General features: G+C 58.3%; 13 protein-coding genes and 1 tRNA gene. 4 read left to right on the top strand and 10 right to left on the bottom strand.

The window, feature by feature from the left end; all coding sequences use genetic code 11:
- Nucleotides 1-2: 2 nt before the first annotated feature.
- The 10 genes from C3F12_08655 to C3F12_08610 form a co-directional block, all read right to left on the bottom strand.
- A complete protein-coding gene (locus tag C3F12_08655; GenBank protein ID PWB46118.1) occupies nucleotides 3-2,375 on the bottom strand; it encodes a hypothetical protein in 2,373 nt (790 codons plus the stop codon).
- A 480-nt stretch (nucleotides 2,376-2,855) separates the two neighbouring features.
- Nucleotides 2,856-4,238, bottom strand: coding sequence for a hypothetical protein (locus C3F12_08650; GenBank protein PWB46117.1), 1,383 nt, complete (start codon nucleotides 4,236-4,238; stop codon nucleotides 2,856-2,858).
- A 777-nt stretch (nucleotides 4,239-5,015) separates the two neighbouring features.
- Nucleotides 5,016-5,091 (bottom strand) — tRNA-Thr (locus C3F12_08645).
- Nucleotides 5,092-5,130: 39 nt separating this feature from the next.
- Nucleotides 5,131-5,721 carry a cysteine methyltransferase gene (locus C3F12_08640; protein PWB46116.1) on the bottom strand — a complete coding sequence of 197 codons (591 nt, stop codon included), beginning with the start codon at nucleotides 5,719-5,721 and terminating at the stop codon, nucleotides 5,131-5,133.
- A gap of 4 nt (nucleotides 5,722-5,725) precedes the next feature.
- A complete protein-coding gene (locus C3F12_08635) occupies nucleotides 5,726-6,880 on the bottom strand; it encodes a hypothetical protein (protein ID PWB46115.1) in 1,155 nt (384 codons plus the stop codon).
- Entirely contained in the window at nucleotides 6,873-7,550 is a 678-nt protein-coding gene (locus tag C3F12_08630) for an MBL fold metallo-hydrolase (GenBank protein PWB46114.1), read from the bottom strand. Before C3F12_08630 ends, C3F12_08635 begins: the two co-directional genes overlap by 8 nt.
- 18 nt (nucleotides 7,551-7,568) lie before the next feature.
- Nucleotides 7,569-8,303 carry a hypothetical protein gene (locus C3F12_08625; GenBank protein PWB46113.1) on the bottom strand — a complete coding sequence of 245 codons (735 nt, stop codon included), beginning with the start codon at nucleotides 8,301-8,303 and terminating at the stop codon, nucleotides 7,569-7,571.
- A gap of 736 nt (nucleotides 8,304-9,039) precedes the next feature.
- The gene (locus tag C3F12_08620) at nucleotides 9,040-9,468 is read right to left on the bottom strand and encodes a hypothetical protein (GenBank protein PWB46112.1); all 429 of its coding nucleotides are present in this window, start codon (nucleotides 9,466-9,468) and stop codon (nucleotides 9,040-9,042) included.
- A 79-nt stretch (nucleotides 9,469-9,547) separates the two neighbouring features.
- Nucleotides 9,548-10,453 (bottom strand): protoheme IX farnesyltransferase, encoded by a 906-nt coding sequence (gene cyoE / locus C3F12_08615; GenBank protein PWB46111.1) that lies wholly within the window; start codon nucleotides 10,451-10,453, stop codon nucleotides 9,548-9,550.
- Complete coding sequence (locus C3F12_08610) at nucleotides 10,450-11,421, bottom strand: hypothetical protein (protein PWB46110.1); 972 nt, start codon at nucleotides 11,419-11,421, stop codon at nucleotides 10,450-10,452. The genes cyoE and C3F12_08610 overlap by 4 nt, the downstream gene beginning before the upstream one ends.
- A gap of 245 nt (nucleotides 11,422-11,666) precedes the next feature.
- Here C3F12_08610 and C3F12_08605 point away from each other — a divergent pair, with 245 nt between their 5' ends.
- The 4 genes from C3F12_08605 (at nucleotide 11,667) to C3F12_08590 (ending at nucleotide 15,415) form a co-directional block, all read left to right on the top strand.
- Nucleotides 11,667-12,701 carry a cytochrome-c peroxidase gene (locus tag C3F12_08605; GenBank protein ID PWB46409.1) on the top strand — a complete coding sequence of 345 codons (1,035 nt, stop codon included), beginning with the start codon at nucleotides 11,667-11,669 and terminating at the stop codon, nucleotides 12,699-12,701.
- A 212-nt stretch (nucleotides 12,702-12,913) separates the two neighbouring features.
- Nucleotides 12,914-13,639 (top strand): hypothetical protein, encoded by a 726-nt coding sequence (locus C3F12_08600; GenBank protein PWB46109.1) that lies wholly within the window; start codon nucleotides 12,914-12,916, stop codon nucleotides 13,637-13,639.
- A gap of 159 nt (nucleotides 13,640-13,798) precedes the next feature.
- Entirely contained in the window at nucleotides 13,799-14,917 is a 1,119-nt protein-coding gene (locus C3F12_08595; protein PWB46408.1) for a metallophosphoesterase, read from the top strand.
- Nucleotides 14,918-14,953: 36 nt separating this feature from the next.
- Nucleotides 14,954-15,415, top strand: a complete 462-nt coding sequence (locus tag C3F12_08590; GenBank protein ID PWB46108.1) for a hypothetical protein — start codon at nucleotides 14,954-14,956, stop codon at nucleotides 15,413-15,415.
- The last annotated feature ends 9 nt before the right edge of the window (nucleotides 15,416-15,424 follow it).

Here is a 15,424-nt window from a genome sequence, read left to right as displayed (position 1 = left end):
ACCTACGTCTTCGGCAGATCGTTGCAGACACAGATGGGAAAGTGATGCCAGATTTGATGGCGGTCGTTGCCTAGGCTGGGGCACACTGAAGTATCCCAGACCAGCAGCGTGACGACGTAGCCACAACACTCGCCTCGGTTTAGAGTCAACGCAGGTTCGACAGGATTGCACACTGCGTCCAGTCTCCGCATATCGAAGCTAGCCAGCACCCCGGACACGCCGGGCGGCGGCGGAATCGGCCCCGGAGGCGGAACCGCGGTGGAACATCGCGTATCTGGATTCCCCACTCGCGAGGTGCCCACAAACGGAGGACCCCATGGTGGCGCTCCTGGCCCCGGAATCGGTAAAGGAACGCCTGGATCCGGCGCACCATCTTTTTTAATCCACAAGCCGTAGCCCCCGAAGTTGTCGCTTGGGATGACAAAGTTCAATTCTTCGATGTACTCGTCATAAGCGATCCCCAGTAGTTCGGCCGGCCAAGGCACAGCGCAGTTGGCCCCCGGCGCGGCGAAATCGCTTAGATTAATCGTGGCGCATGGCGGCACGCCGGCCACCTGGGTGATCTGCCCATGGATTTCCTTATTGTCAAACCAGACTTGCTGGATATCGTAGTAGTGGTCGCCCATGGTATCTTCGACGTCAAGCCGTATGGTGTATCTGCCAGACTGACAGTTGACCACCAGTGGCAACTGCTGCGAAGCCCATACCACCGCCGGCACCTGCGGATCCACGGGAAAAGATTGTGGCGCAACCGGGATGTTTGGAAAGTTCCGGCCAGACTGCCAACGCGTCGGCAACAGCCAATCTTTAGGGAAGCAGATCGCATCAAACGGCGGCGGTAAGCAGATGGGCTGAAAAAGCCAGGAACTGGTCAAGGGGAACTCGAGCGTCTGGATCTCTTTTCTCTGGAGCGGTGTCAGATAGTCCACCTGCCAAAACTGGGTCCACGGGCCCAAGATCGGATCGACCACGAAATCCGGCTGATATGACAGCGTATATCGCTTGATCTCCCTACCCGCGCACTTACCGACCCACGCACGGCCATGGATCTGGAGCGCCGTACCAAAGGAGCGCACTACGCCGCCCGTTTTGAGCTGCGAAACCGGATTCAGCACGCCCGGCGGTGATTCCACAAGCACGCCTTCGATCCCGGTAATCCAAACGCGTTGCCGGAAGATTTGGAAATCCACCGTATCACAGCAAGGCGGTACACCCGTGCCCGCAACAGCAAAAACGCAGAGCCGTACGGTGATACTGTCAGGAATTGCAGCAGCTGCCGTATTCACATAGCCCAACGTCCCGTTCACGACGCCGCAGGCACCCGTTGCCGCTCCGCCCGGATAGACAATTGTTGCCGGAACAGAGGTGTAGTCGCTATCAGGTGCCCCGGCGGCCTTCCATTCCAGCGTGTAGTAATCGCAGAACCCACCAGTCGCTGTCCCTACGATCTCGATGCCTAGGACACTGGGACCGGGGAAGAACTGCTCTGCGGCACATGCATTCATCGCTGGCTTGATGATGTCACACGTCAACGGTCGGAAGCAGTCCCGGAGGCAACGGCGATAGAAGACCAGACAGCGGAATACGTCGATGAAGCCACGCGCCCTGGCCAGACAGCAACCGAAGCGGATGGCACACAGACACCAGCACCGACAGAACCAGAACCATGACTCCTTGCTGTGGGCGGCAAACGCCTCTTTGCCCAAGAGCGCCTGTGCAGTCTCGACCGTCAACAGTCGTTCGAAGATCGCCGCCGCCGCCTCTTCGCCTTCGAAGCAGTCGATCTTACCGGTGAGGACCTCATCGGGTATCCCGGCCGGAAACTCAACCGTGGCCAACTGGTCCGTCAGGTACGGCTTATACGCACCGGCCAGCGCCTGGACAAGGGTCTGGAAATCCTGTCGCTGTTCCGGGGTGGGCGGGCTGCTGACGGGCGTGCCCAGCGCCTGACGAACACAGATCCAATACCGGTACAGGTAATAGACAAAGGCTCGGAAGGTTCGCGGGCCTCGACACACCAACCAGCCAAAAATGATACAGCAACGGATGTGCAGCAAGCACCATCGCCAGCGGTCAATAGGCCCGAGAAGCTGCCGACCCTCTTCCGGCAATAGTCGCACCGCGACTTCCTCAGTGAAGAACCTTTCGAAGATCCGGTTGGCCAACGCCAGCTCATCTTCACAACTCGGGGGTTTCTTTTCCGCCTCCTCCTTCAAACGTTCCGGTGCGCTAGCGCGGCTGAGTTCTTCTTCCAGAATTGGTCGGTAGGCATTGAGCAATTCCCGGAGGACAAACTGGAAGTCTTCGTCATGAATCTCCTCATGTTCGATAGGGTCGGCTCCCGCTTGATGACTTTCCTTCTCTTCCTTTTCCATCACCTGTCCCTCCTTTACCGGCGATTGGTTTACAAAAGGAATTAAGGGCAAAGCCCGTACGTATGTACGAATGATGGCCTTTGGCTTTTCGATCCAAAGGCAAGTGTCTCATCGGCTGTAAGTCCGTGAGCAATCAGCGCTTGCTAATGCTATAAGGGGCTGATCTTCGCCATGGCAAGATCTGGGCCGGTCCATACCGGTCGGGAGTGATCCCACCTAAGTAGCGATTGCTTCGGCGGTTTTCTCGATTTCACCGAGGCAGGCTAGTGTACGGCTCGGCAGGGGATATTACAGGAGGCGTTACGTCTTCTTGAACTGATGCAGGGATCGGGTCACGGAGAAACAGGAGCGGTAACGGTTAAGAAAACACGCACAATCAGTGCCTTAGCTGGTGTCGAGGGCGGCAGTGCTGGGGGAGGGACCGCGATCGTGGACTGTCACAATCTCCTGTCACACTGGTGTCACATCAAAAGAAGAATGTTACACCTTGTTATCCGACAATACCGGTGTGCCCGTTACGATTTTGCTGTGACTCGTGAGAATATGGTATTTCGCGAGTTTTCGATAGAGCGTCATCCGAGACCAGTGCAGCTTTTGGGCAGCTCGACTCTTATTCCATTGTGTCGAAAAGAGGGCGCTCATGATCGCCTCCTTTTCGTCCGTCCTGTTATCAAGCAATCTGTCTCGATACCGGTGCGGGAGGTGGATAAGATTGATGATACCCGCATCCAGGCCCATCAGACAGGCCTCGGCGATATTCCTGAGTTCCCGGACGTTTCCGGGCCAGTCGTACTGCAGCAGCCGCTCGATCAGTACAGGGGAAATCCCACGTACTCGCTTATGGAACCGGGTATTCAGCTCACCGATGAAGTGTTGCAATAGAAGCGGGATATCGGTTCTCCGATCTCTCAGAGGCGGTAAGCTGATCTGTGTAACGTTCAGACGATAATAGAGATCCCGTCGAAATCTACCGGCGGCCATCAGCGTCTCCAGGTCCTGATTGGTCGCAGCGATCACGCGGAGATCGATCGTGACATCTCTTCGTCCGCCCACCCGTTGAGCGGTTTTTTTGTCCAATAACCGCAGCAGCTTGGCTTGAGCAGACAACGATATATCGCCGATCTCGTCCAGAAGGACAGTTCCTCCGTCGCCCTGTTTGAGTTTCCCTTCGTAGGTTGTATAAGCGCCGGTAAACGCCCCCCGTTCGTAACCGAAGAGCTCGCTTTCCATGAGCGACTCGGGAATGGCGGCGCAGTTGAGACAGACGAACGGCTTCGATGCTCGTGCGCTGTTCTTGTAGATCAATTCAGCGACCACTTCCTTCCCGGTACCGGTCTCACCGGTAATGAGGACGTTACTGTCGGTCTTGGCAACCTTACGAATATCCGCCCTTATCGCTTGCATCGGCGCAGCCTGACCGACCAGCCGATACTCATCAATCAGTCCAAGGGAACAGTTTCCTGTCCCGGTTACCGTCGGAAATGTCTGTGACCCGGTCGAGGCCAAGAGCCGTCGAATGCTTGTCAAGAGATCATCAATGACAAATGGCGTTGGGAAGTAGTCGCTAATTCCCGCCTCCAAGGCGTCGATGGCCAGCCCTTCGGTGCTATGGGCGGTAATGAGAACGACAGGGACCCCGGCGTCTTGTCGTTTTATAAGCTTGGCCAGGTCCAAGCCCGATGTCGGTCCAGGCAGTCGGTGGTCGAGGATTGTCAGATCGACAGGAGTGAGGGCCAGGATACGTAAGGCGTTTTCAGCGTCCGAAGCGAGCACAGGAATGTAGCCGTTCTGTTCCAGGACGACATTCAGGAAGCCGAGTACGTGTGGATTATCCTCGACGATCAGGATCCGGGGGATCTTCATTGGACACCTCCATGTCTCCAATTCAGAGATTCGGAAAGATCGTACTCATGACTTTCACGACGTATTACTCGGATGCTCACAATCAACCACAAGAGATCATATATTCTCTAATTTAGTATGCTGTGCATATCGCGGCAACCGAACGTTAGGAATCGTAGCAAATGGCAGGCCATTAATAAGGCACAAGTTGAACAAACCTCTGAACGCGGCGTAGTCAGCTAGTTACACGATTCATGTGACTTACATTGCACTTAACAAAGTCCCGATCAGTATGTTGTTCTTACGCAATGTTGAACAAAAAGATATCTGCAATAGATCCGCGTCTTCTTTCCATATTCGGCGACTGGTACGGTATCTGTGCTTACGGAAGCACGCCGACGCCAATGTAGGCGGGACGTGCACGCAGTTGATGAGACTTAACCGCACAAACAGAATATGGTCAATACGCGTTTTGGCGTATGTCGACCCATTCTGACCGTTGGTTTTTGGAATGCATGGGTGACTTGGACGGACGGAACTGTAGTGGAATCTCTCAAGAAGGGCGGGCAGGAGCAATCAACACCTGTGCGGGAGGGACCCCTACAATCCTTCACCAGACCGGATAAACGGCTCCACAGAGGGCTTGATTGGCCGTGGTCTCGACGGCGGAGGGAACGCCTGAATGTCGTACCATTCACCCCGGGGTCATGTGTGGGTACCCCCAAAGACCTGTGTCGTCTTCAAACAAAGGGCGGCCGCCACGCCAAATAGCGGGTTCGTCTCACGAGGCGATTCTCGTGGAGCCGGCGGGGGGACTTGAACCCTCGACCTGCTGATTACGAATCAGCTGCTCTGCCAACTGAGCTACGCCGGCACAAGGGTGAGGCTACTATAGCCAAGGGCCTTGGAGCTGTCAAGCCGCAGAACCCGGCCGATCCGCACCGCCCTTGCGTCGGACGACGGTGAACGATCGGCGATTCTGCCGCTGCATGAGGCGATCCAGATCGACACCCTCCCGGGCCAGCAACTTTGCTTTGACGGACGAGCCGCCACCGGAATACTCACCGAGGCGACCATCGCTCCTGACCACACGATGGCAGGGAATCAACAGCGGAACCGGATTGTTTGCCAATGCCGTCCCGACCGCACGTACCGCCCGCTCCGCGCCAATCGCCTGTGCGACCCATCGGTACGAGCGCACCTCGCCGGCGGGGATGGTTCGAACCTTTTGCAAGACCCTCTGTTGGAAGGGCGTGAGGCTGGACAGGTCGATCCGGCCGGTGAAACGCCGCCTCCCCGCCAAGGCATTCCGTATCTGTATAGCCATCTTCTCCGGGATGGAGGAAACCCGTATGGGGCAAACGCCGAACTCTCTCGCACATAACCGCTCAAAGCCCCGGCCGTTCGACTCGAGGGCGGCACAGCAGACAGTCATGCCGCGATAGGCTACATAGAGCCGGCCAAGCGGGGTTGACACCGGTGCGTACCGAAGAAGTGGCGACATACGATCACAACGCAAGGTACCGTTGCAGCTTGTCTACAAAGGGAGCGCTCAACCGCGCCAGTTCCACCTGCCTCAGGAGCAACGGTAAGCTTTCGGCCGACAGCCGGACCCACCCGTCCATGGCACCGTCCCGGTTGGTCCGTGACTGCACCCGGCCCACACTGATCCAGAGTTGATCGTGTTCGGCGAAGCGGACCTCAGTCGCTTCATGTTCGGCCGCCGTGACAATCGCCTCCCGAAGCGCATCGCGAGTAACGGTTTGTAAGTCCAGCCCCCCTCGCTCGCCTGTGCTCTGCGCTTCCATGAATTGTCCGTTGCCGGCAGCGGCGGTAGATGATATGCGAATGGCGTCGGAGCGGTCTGTCCAGATCGGGCAGATGCTTTGGAAGGCGCACCAGTGGCACAGGTTGCTCTTGATCGGCGCAAACTCGGTATCGGCCTCAATCCGGTCGATCACCCCAATCGTCGAACGTCTCAGGCGATCAAGCGCCTGCGGTGTTCGTCTTGAACGGAGTTCCCTGCCAAAGGCGAGGTAGTGCCAGACCAGAGTGATCTCTTTCGCGTCCGGCCATGTCTGCTCTACCGCGAGCTGATAGAGGGCCAGTTGCCGATCGACGTCGACGTCCTGCTGGCTCGGCAGACGACCGGACGTCTTATAGTCGTGAATCTCATAACGCCCCGCCCCGACACCGACGAACCGGTCGATGTAGCCCTGAATCTTATAGCAACCATGGGGATCAAGAGAGGTCGCCACCTGATGTTCCAATCCCAGCGTCTGACCGTGGTTGAACGGCTGATGCGCCCGGTAATAGTTGACCAGACACCGCTCGCCGAACTCTTTATAATACTCAACGGAGCGGTCCCGCTTGACGATCTTGACCTGATCGTGCCAGCGCTGGTCCCACAGCCGGTGATAGTCTGCCAGCAGATCTGCCAGGCCTGGTTGGCCGCCATGCTGCAGCGTCACGTACAGTGCGCTCAACACCTCATGGACTCGTGAGCCGAGGTATGCCTCAATCGACTCTTCTGCCCTTGGAATCCGATCGATGTAACGGTACCGGTATTGAAGGGGGCAGGATTCGTAGGTGGAGAGTCGGGACGCAGAATAGACCGCGCCCGCTCGTTGTCGAATACCTGGCACAGTGAAGGGCTCAGGCATGGCCCGTAACGCGGAGAAACGCCGCGAGGGAGCGGCACTGTAGATAAGGGTTTGTGTTGCGCTCTTCGCCGATACTGCTGGAGGTTCGACCTGCGGCGTAGTTGTGGCCCGGCAAGACCACTGTCTTGTCGTCCAGTTTCATGACCCGATTGGTCAGCGAATCGTACATCTGCTCGGGGCTGCTGCTCGGCAGGTCGACGCGGCCGCACGATCCGATGAACAGTGTGTCGCCGGCAATCAGATGATCCTGCACCAGGAAACATTGCGATCCCGGCGTATGGCCGGGCGTATGGATCATCGTGACGACGATGTCGCCCAGGCTCAGCGTATCGCCGTGCTCGACCCGCATGATGTTCGATCCGGCAAAGGGGGTCAGATGGCTCGCCTCAGCCTGATGAACGATCACCTTGGCATCGATCCGGTCGAGCAGTTCCGCTACCCCCTGGATCTGCAGATTGAACAGTTTGCCGCCCACGTGATCGGGATGGGTATGGGTGACCAGGATATGGGTGAGCCGCATTCCATCGGCTTGGGCAAGCTTCACGATTCTGTCGATCTCCCAGGCGGGATCGATAACAGCCGCCTTCTTCGTCCTGGTCGAGCCGATCAGATAGACGTAGTTGGCCATCTCCCCCACTTCGATCTGCCGCAGATACAGTGTAGGACTCATCTGATTCCTCGTCACGTGTTACAGGATCGATCGGCCCCCATCCACCACCACAACCTGGCCGGTGATGAAATCAGAGCCCTCCACAAGAAAGAGGACGGTCTGAGCGATATCGGCCGGGTCGCCGATCCGTTTGAGCGGGGTACGCCTGATGATCGACGCCCGCTCCTGCTCATCATACCCCTCTGCCGGCAACACCGTACCGGGCGCGACGGCGTTCACCTGGACCTCCGGCGCCAGCGCCTTCGCGAGTCCCTGGGTCATGGCGATCACCATCCCCTTCGAAATCGAATAGGGGAGGAAGTCGGCCCACGGCCGGATCCCCGCCACATCGGCAATGTTGATAATCTTTCCCGATCCCTGCTGCCGCATCAGCAGGCCCAGTCGTCTGGTCAGGAAAAAAGGTCCCGTCACGTTCACCCGCAGGAACTGCTCCCACTCCCCGACGGTGAGCCGATCGAGCGGCGTCCTCCGAAAGATCGCGGCGCTGTTGACCAGGACATCGATCTTCCCAAACGCCTTCACGGCACAATCGGCCAGCATCTCGACCTGATCCGATTCCGCCAGGTCCGCCTGAATCGTAGACGCACGTCGGCCGAGGCGCTCAACCGCTTGCACCACCTCGTTGGCCTCGTCGGCGCTGCTCTTATAGTGGATCACCACGTCGGCGCCCCGGCCGGCCAACGCCAGGGCGATGGCTCGGCCGACACGCCTGGCCGCCCCCGTCACCAATGCCACTCGCCCGTAAAGCTCCATCTTTCTTCCCGTTCCGTTTACGTCGGCCTTGCGTCGTAACGTTCCTGCGCACAGCGTGTTACGAGTGATCAGGATTAGCTGTCGGACTCGAGGCCATGATACTGTTCGAACCGGTCACTGCCAAGCATTATCTCCCGGGTGACTGAGACGGTCCGATCCCCCGCGACGCTCGAGCGACGACGTGCCGACACCCCATGTGACATTTGCCATACAATGGAAAGGGCTCCCCGATACGATACCGGGGAGCCCTCTCGCTCTCACGAACAGGCCGCGTACGACCCTATGCCTACCCCACCTTGGGCAGGGCGACGCCGCACTTCTCGCATACCTTCATCATCCGACCGCGCGGATTAAACACCATGCTCCAGATCAAATCACCGCCGCACTGGCACTGCCCGGCCGTTTTTTTGACCTGGTTCTTGGTGCGGCTGGCCAGTTTGGCGCCTTGTGGCTTCTCCGCCATCTCGACTTCCCCCTCCTTTCACACGCATCCAATATTACTGTGTTGTTCCGACCCCACGCCGGCATACCGTTCGCACATGACGCACCACGAGCGGGCGGGCACCACACTCTACACCGTCTCTAGTGCCGGTCCCGAAGAGTACGAGCGGCGGGCTGGTGGCTTCGGCGGGCCGTGGTAATCCGAAGCCGGATTCTACGCATTGTGAGGCGCTTGTCAAGAAAAATTTCCTCATTCCGCAAGGCTTCGACGTAGCCGGACACGCCGTCCGGCCACTCACTCGGGAGCCTTATGAATGTCCCACGTGTACCCCTCACCATCATCGCGGTCGTCCGGAACCAATCGATACCCGAAGTTGTGCGTGTACAGTATCGTATTCAGTTCCTCCACGAATTCTGTTCCTCCGTGACCGTCAGCGAAGTCATGAAGAAAATCCATAAACTTATGTAACTTTCGCTTCCTGATCACTCGTTCAAGCATCACATCCAGATCGTTGATAAGCCAGTCCCAGCCGATGTTCTGCGTCGGTTCGCAAGGGACGCGAGAGGCGATATCGTTGCAGATCGTTTTGAGATGCTCGGCGGACCGGATACCCTTGAGGATGAGCACCTTGAGGGGGGCAACCAGAGTAGGTGGTATCCTTGTATAGAAGAGGGGACCATCCTGATAGCTCTCGTAGTCCGGGATATCGTCGCGAAAGGACATCGTTTCTACGCCCGCGCCACGGGTACAATATCTTGTGGGGTGTTCGGTCAACTGACGGCTACGCACTCAATCCCTGGCACTACAGCGGTACCTGGTCCACCATCATCAGCAGGAGCAGGACCGGGAGGTAGACGAGCGACGCGAGCACCAGCCGCCTGGCGTCCGTCGTCGACCGCCGCCGGATGAGCACAACTGCGCAACCCAGCATCCCGAGACCCAGTGTCACCGCGCCCAGCCCATAGAGAAGGCCGGCAAACCCGATCACGGTCGGCAGCAGGCTGACGGCGAGCAGAAGGAGGCAATGCGTCACAATCTGCACCCTCGCGATGGTGTCGTTCGGATCGATCGCGGGTAGGAGTCGAATCCCTGCCCTGGCAAAATCGTCCCGATACTGCATAGCGATGGCCAGCGTGTGCGGAAGCTGCCACACATACAGGATGGTGAACAGTACCCACGCCTCGATGCCGATCCCGCCCGTCGCCGCCGTCCAGCCGATCAGCGGCGGCAACGCCCCCGGTAGCGCTCCGATAACGAGACACCACGCGCTCTTACGCTTCATCGGCGTGTACAGCAACAGATAGCCTCCCATTGTGGCCGCCGCCGCGATACTGCTCACGACATTGACCGAGAGCGCCAGGTAGAGCAGGCCGACGATGACGAGCAGTACGCCAAAAAGTAACGCCTCCGTCGGCTGGAGCCGACCGGACGGCAGCGGCCGAAGCTGCGTCCGCACCATCCTGGTATCCAGGTCCCGCTCGAGAAACTGGTTCAGCGCAAGCGTTCCGCCCCCAGCAAGCGCCGTACCGATCAGAACCTGCAGGAGCGCCGCGTAGTCGGTCCCACCGGGAACCCCCAGGTAGAAACCCGCACAGGTCGTAAACAGGACCATCAGCAGGATACGCGGCTTCATCAGCGACACGAAATCCGCCGCTCGCCTGGATGCGCGCGTAAATTCGACTCCCAATGTATGCGCGATGGACATCATACATGCACCCGGTCCGCAATCAATTCCCGATCGCCGCCGATTCGCCGTGTTGCCGGTATTCGACAGGCCCGCAGCGTCAGCACGACACAGGCAGCCAGCATCAGCGCGCCCGTGATCCTGTGGACAGTCGGAAGCGCCAATCGTACCACGATCGCAAAGGGGATTTCGAGGGAGGTAAAGCGGTTCACATACGACCCGAGCCCCAATAGAAGCTGCAGCCCTAACAGACCGAGGAGTAACGTCACGGGACGAGCGAACTGCGCCTGATTCGAATGACCCCTCAGAATATGTCGTGCCAGATAGCAGACCGCGACAGCGACAAGAGCAGCACACACCAGGTGCGCCCAGATCCAGTCGCCGATATGGGTCAACATCCCCCCAAACAAGATCTGGAGGCAGATCACACCGGTGGTCAAAAGACAGAGACGCGGAACTGCTTTATCATCGGCCATCATTGGTATCCTCGGCCTCTGTTTCCACTCGGCAGAGGTCAAGACCGTCACGCTGACGATGAGGGCAAAGAAGGCGTGCGCCAGCAGGCCATGGATGAGCGCAAGTTCGCTCCCGGTCGGCGTCAGGATCACTCGCAGACCGCCCAGTACCCCTTGAACGATGACGGCGCCGACGGCGATCATTGCCAGTCGTCGAGCCGATCCCTTCGGTTCTTTCCACCAGAGCACAAGAGCCATTACGACGGTGAGCAGGCCCACCAGCGATCCGATCAGTCGATGACTGTGCTCGTAGAAGATCCCGCCTACCATCTGCGACCACGGGTAGAGGAACATGTTGTGCCCGAATGTCGTCGGCCAGTCCGGCACCGCCAGGCCCGCACCGGTGTTTGTGACCAGGCCGCCGACAAAAATCAGCACCAAGGTAGCCGCCGCGGTCGATAGCGCAACGCGGTTAGGCCAGGGGCTGGCGCGGTGCGTCCGTATGTGGCCGAGTGATCTTTCGTCATGATCTGTCATCACCTCTGTTTTCTATCCGAGCCGCACAGTGAAGTCAATGAAAAACCGGAATCTCTGTTTGTGCAGTATCCGATCGCACGCGCCTTAACGCCCACCACAAATTTCCGGGGCGCAATTGTGTTGCCTTGTTGGATGTGCTATATAGGAACGCCGAAATGATCGATGCAGTTGTTGAACGGATGCAGGTAATCCGATCCGAACCTGGTAGCATACATGGCGGTCTCACACAGACCGGGAGGGACAGGATGCAACGACGGGCAAGACAGGTACTCATGGTTGGCACACTCTTCTCCATCGCAGTGAGTCTTTCTGCCACAGAAAGCGGTGCGGAAGGGACATACAAGCTCAAGTTGCCGTTGGGCCTGCAAGAGGACGCGGCGTATATCCCGCCGGACAATCCGTTAACAGCCGACAAGATCAACCTCGGCAAGCAGCTCTATTTTGATCCGCGGCTCTCAGCCGATGGGACCGTCGCCTGCGCCACCTGCCATGCGCCGGATAAAGGGTTCTCCGACGGCCGCCCTACCTCGACCGGGATCAAAGGACAGGTGGGAGGACGCAATGCCCCAGTGACGATCAATCGGCTCTTCAGCCAGGATCAGTTCTGGGACGGCCGGTCCCCCTCGTTGGAAGACCAGGCACTGGGTCCGGTTCAGAACCCGATCGAAATGGGCCACACCCTGCCCGCCATGGTGGCGACACTGGATAAGATGCAGGGGTATAAGGAGCAATTTAAAAAGGCCTTCGGGACGGGGGTCACAAAGGAGGGTGTCGCCAAGGCTATCGCATCCTTCGAGCGGACGCTCGTTTGCGGCAACTCTGCCTTCGATAGGTTTGAGGCCGGCGATAAGAAGGCCCTCTCGCCAAGCGCCCAGCGGGGGCTCACCCTCTTTCAAGGGAAAAAGGCTAATTGTGTTGCGTGTCATACCGGCTTCAACTTCACCGATGAAAGTTATCACAACCTCGGCGTAGGGATGGGCAAAAAGGACCCGGATCTCGGCCGCTTCAAGGTTACCAAGAAGGAGTCCGACACGGGCGCCTTCAAGACTCCGACCCTGCGCAATATCGCCGCCAGCGCCCCCTATATGCATGATGGCAGCGAGAAGACATTGGAGGCGGTGATTGATTTCTACGATAAAGGCGGCATCACCAATCCGAATCTTTCAAAAGAGATCAAGCCGCTCAAGCTAACGGCCCGGGAAAAGGGAGATCTGACGGCGTTTATGAAGTCGCTGAGCTGTCCCGATCTCAAGGTAGCCGCGCCTGCGCTTCCAAAGTAGGTAGAAGTGGAGGGGGGGTCTTCCGCCCTCCTCCACTTTCACGGCCTTCCCTCCTCCGCTCATGATAGGCCATCACCAGGCGGCCGACGGCGACAGAACCTTACCATCCACCATGCGCTCATTCTCCGACAATCCCCAAAAAAACATCGAGAAAATTCTTGACAAACACCGTTGTAGACCGTAGCTTGTGATTTAACCGAGGAGGCTGAGCCATGAGACCTTCGAGAATGTTGTTCAGCGTCGTTGCTCTTACGGTTGCTCTGACTACCCGTACTCCTATCGCCTATTCCTGTCAAGAAACCCCCGTTACCGACGGCGGAACCATCACCGGAAAAGTGATCTTTCATGGTTCGCCGCCTCCGCTGAAGATGATCATCCCCACAAAAGACCAAGAGGTCTGCGGTGGAATCCGCGAGGAACCCCAGGTGATCCTCAGTGAGGACCGGGGTGTTCAGGATGCCGTCGTATTCCTGAAAGCGGTTGGAAGCGGCAAACCCTGGGATCGGCATGCGAAGACACCCACGCTCACCAATAAGAACTGTGATTTTGTACCCCACGTCCAGGTCGTCCCGGTCGAGTCCGACCTTGAAATCAACACCGTCGATCCGGTGCTGCATGCCACGCACGGGTTTCTGGGAAAACGAACCGTCTTCAGCGTGACATTGCCGAATAAGGGCGACCGCGTCGTCCGACCGCTCAAGAAGACCGGGATGGTCCGGGTTGAGTGCGACGCACACGGTTGGATGCTGGGGTGGATCTATGTCGCCGACAATCCCTACTTCGCTGTAACCGTCAACGACGGCAGCTTCACGATCACCGGCGTTCCGGCCGGCGCCTATACCCTTGTGACCTGGCAAGAGTACGTCGGGACTGTAGAGGTCCCGGTTGTTGTGAAGGCGAATGAAGCGGTATCGGTTCAGGTCGACTTGAATAAGTGAGCGACGTGGGAACCCGCGCGGATCGGCGTAAAGGAGGTTCGTACGATGGATGACTATGGCCGCGATCGTGACCGACTACGGCTCCTGAGAGCACAGGCAAGACGTGTGTGGTGGCGAAAGGTCGGCGCGTCCGCAGAGGTTGCGAACCAACGCCGTGAGATGGACCACACATTGAAGCAACCCGGCGAGCGACCGGATACGAGCATGGAAATCACCCGGCGGGTGTTCATCCACAAGTCGCTGCTGGCCGGCGCGGCCGCCGGGGCGGCGTCCGCCGGATGGCTGCCATGGATGAATACGCTCGATCTGGCGTTTGGCGCTGAAGCCTTCAAGTTCGCCTGGATCTCCGACTCCCACCTCTACCCAAAGACCGTCAACACCCGCTTCGTCGACAAGGTCACCCGGGCGGTGAAAGATCTCCAGACCATGTCCCCACCCGCCGATTTCCTGATCTATGGCGGCGATCTGGCGCAACTCGGCGATCCGGTCGAGCTGGAGCTTGGGGCTGATATTCTGAAAGAGATCACCATCAAGAAAGTGTTTATCCCAGGCGAACATGACTGGTACCTCGATATGGGAGCGAGGTGGCAACAGCTCTTCGGTAAGCCCACCTGGACCTTCGATCACAAGGGGGTCCGCTTTATCGGACTCGATACGGTCAGTCGCGGTCCCGACTACTGGACAGCGAAGAGGATGACCCCTAAGGAGCGGATGGGCCACATGGCCACCCTCGATGGGAGTGTGGCCGGCGCGTGGGCCGGTGTCGGCCGCGACCAGCTCGAATGGCTTGCCCGCACGCTGTCAGACTGGCCTAAGAACAAGCCGGTCGTCATCTTCAGCCACAACCCGCTATATGAATACTACCCGCCGTGGAATTTCTGGGTGCGGGACTGGCGCGAGGTTCATGAGGTGCTGAGGCCGTATACGAACGTCACCAATATCCACGGCCACACCCATCAGGTGTTATACAACGAGATCGGAAAGGTGCGCTCGATCGGGATGCTGGCCACGTCCTGGACCTGGCCGTATGCGCCTGAGGGGGTGCCGGCGTTGACCAGGTGCAAGGTTCGCGTCGATCCCGGCGATCCCTTTGACGGGGTCGGGTGGTCGAAATTGACGATGAGCGCCGCCGAGAAGATCGAAAATGAATACGTCATGTGGCGAAAGGATATTCTCGGAGAGGCACCGTGGGACTCAGGATGCGCGGATAACAACAATCAGATCCTAAGCCCGCGAATAGCCGACCGCGAGTGGCCCTACTACGGCGCGTACAAGTAACCACCGACCGGTCGCATATCCAAGAGGAGGACCGCGATGAAACGCCAATATCATTATGGAAGAACCGTACTGGGCGCCTCTCTCCTGGGTCTGCTCGTCGGCGTCGTCTACGGCAACCCGGCTCTCGCACACAAGGCCAAGCATACGCCTGAGCAACTCAAGGCGTTCGAACAGGTCTTTATGGAGCAGGTGAAGGTGGGTGACCTGCTCTTCCACGGTGACGAGGCTACACAGAAACGGCTGGGCGTGACCCTGTCCAATACCGGGATGGCATGCGCGATGTGTCACCCCTTTGCGTCGGACACCCACCCGTATACATTTCCCAAATTCCAGGAACAGGTCAACAAGTTTTCAACGCTGCGGGATATGATCAACTGGTGCATCGAAAAACCGGCCGAAGGTGAAAGGATCGAAGACGACTCAGACGCAATGAAGGCGCTGGAGGCGTACATCTACTGGTCCACCCGGGGTTCAAGGCTCGAACCCGGACGGCACTAAGTCACAACG

This window comes from Candidatus Methylomirabilota bacterium (genome assembly GCA_003104975.1).
Classification (GTDB): Bacteria; Methylomirabilota; Methylomirabilia; order Methylomirabilales; family Methylomirabilaceae; genus Methylomirabilis.
This window is presented reverse-complemented; position numbering and strand designations above follow the sequence as displayed.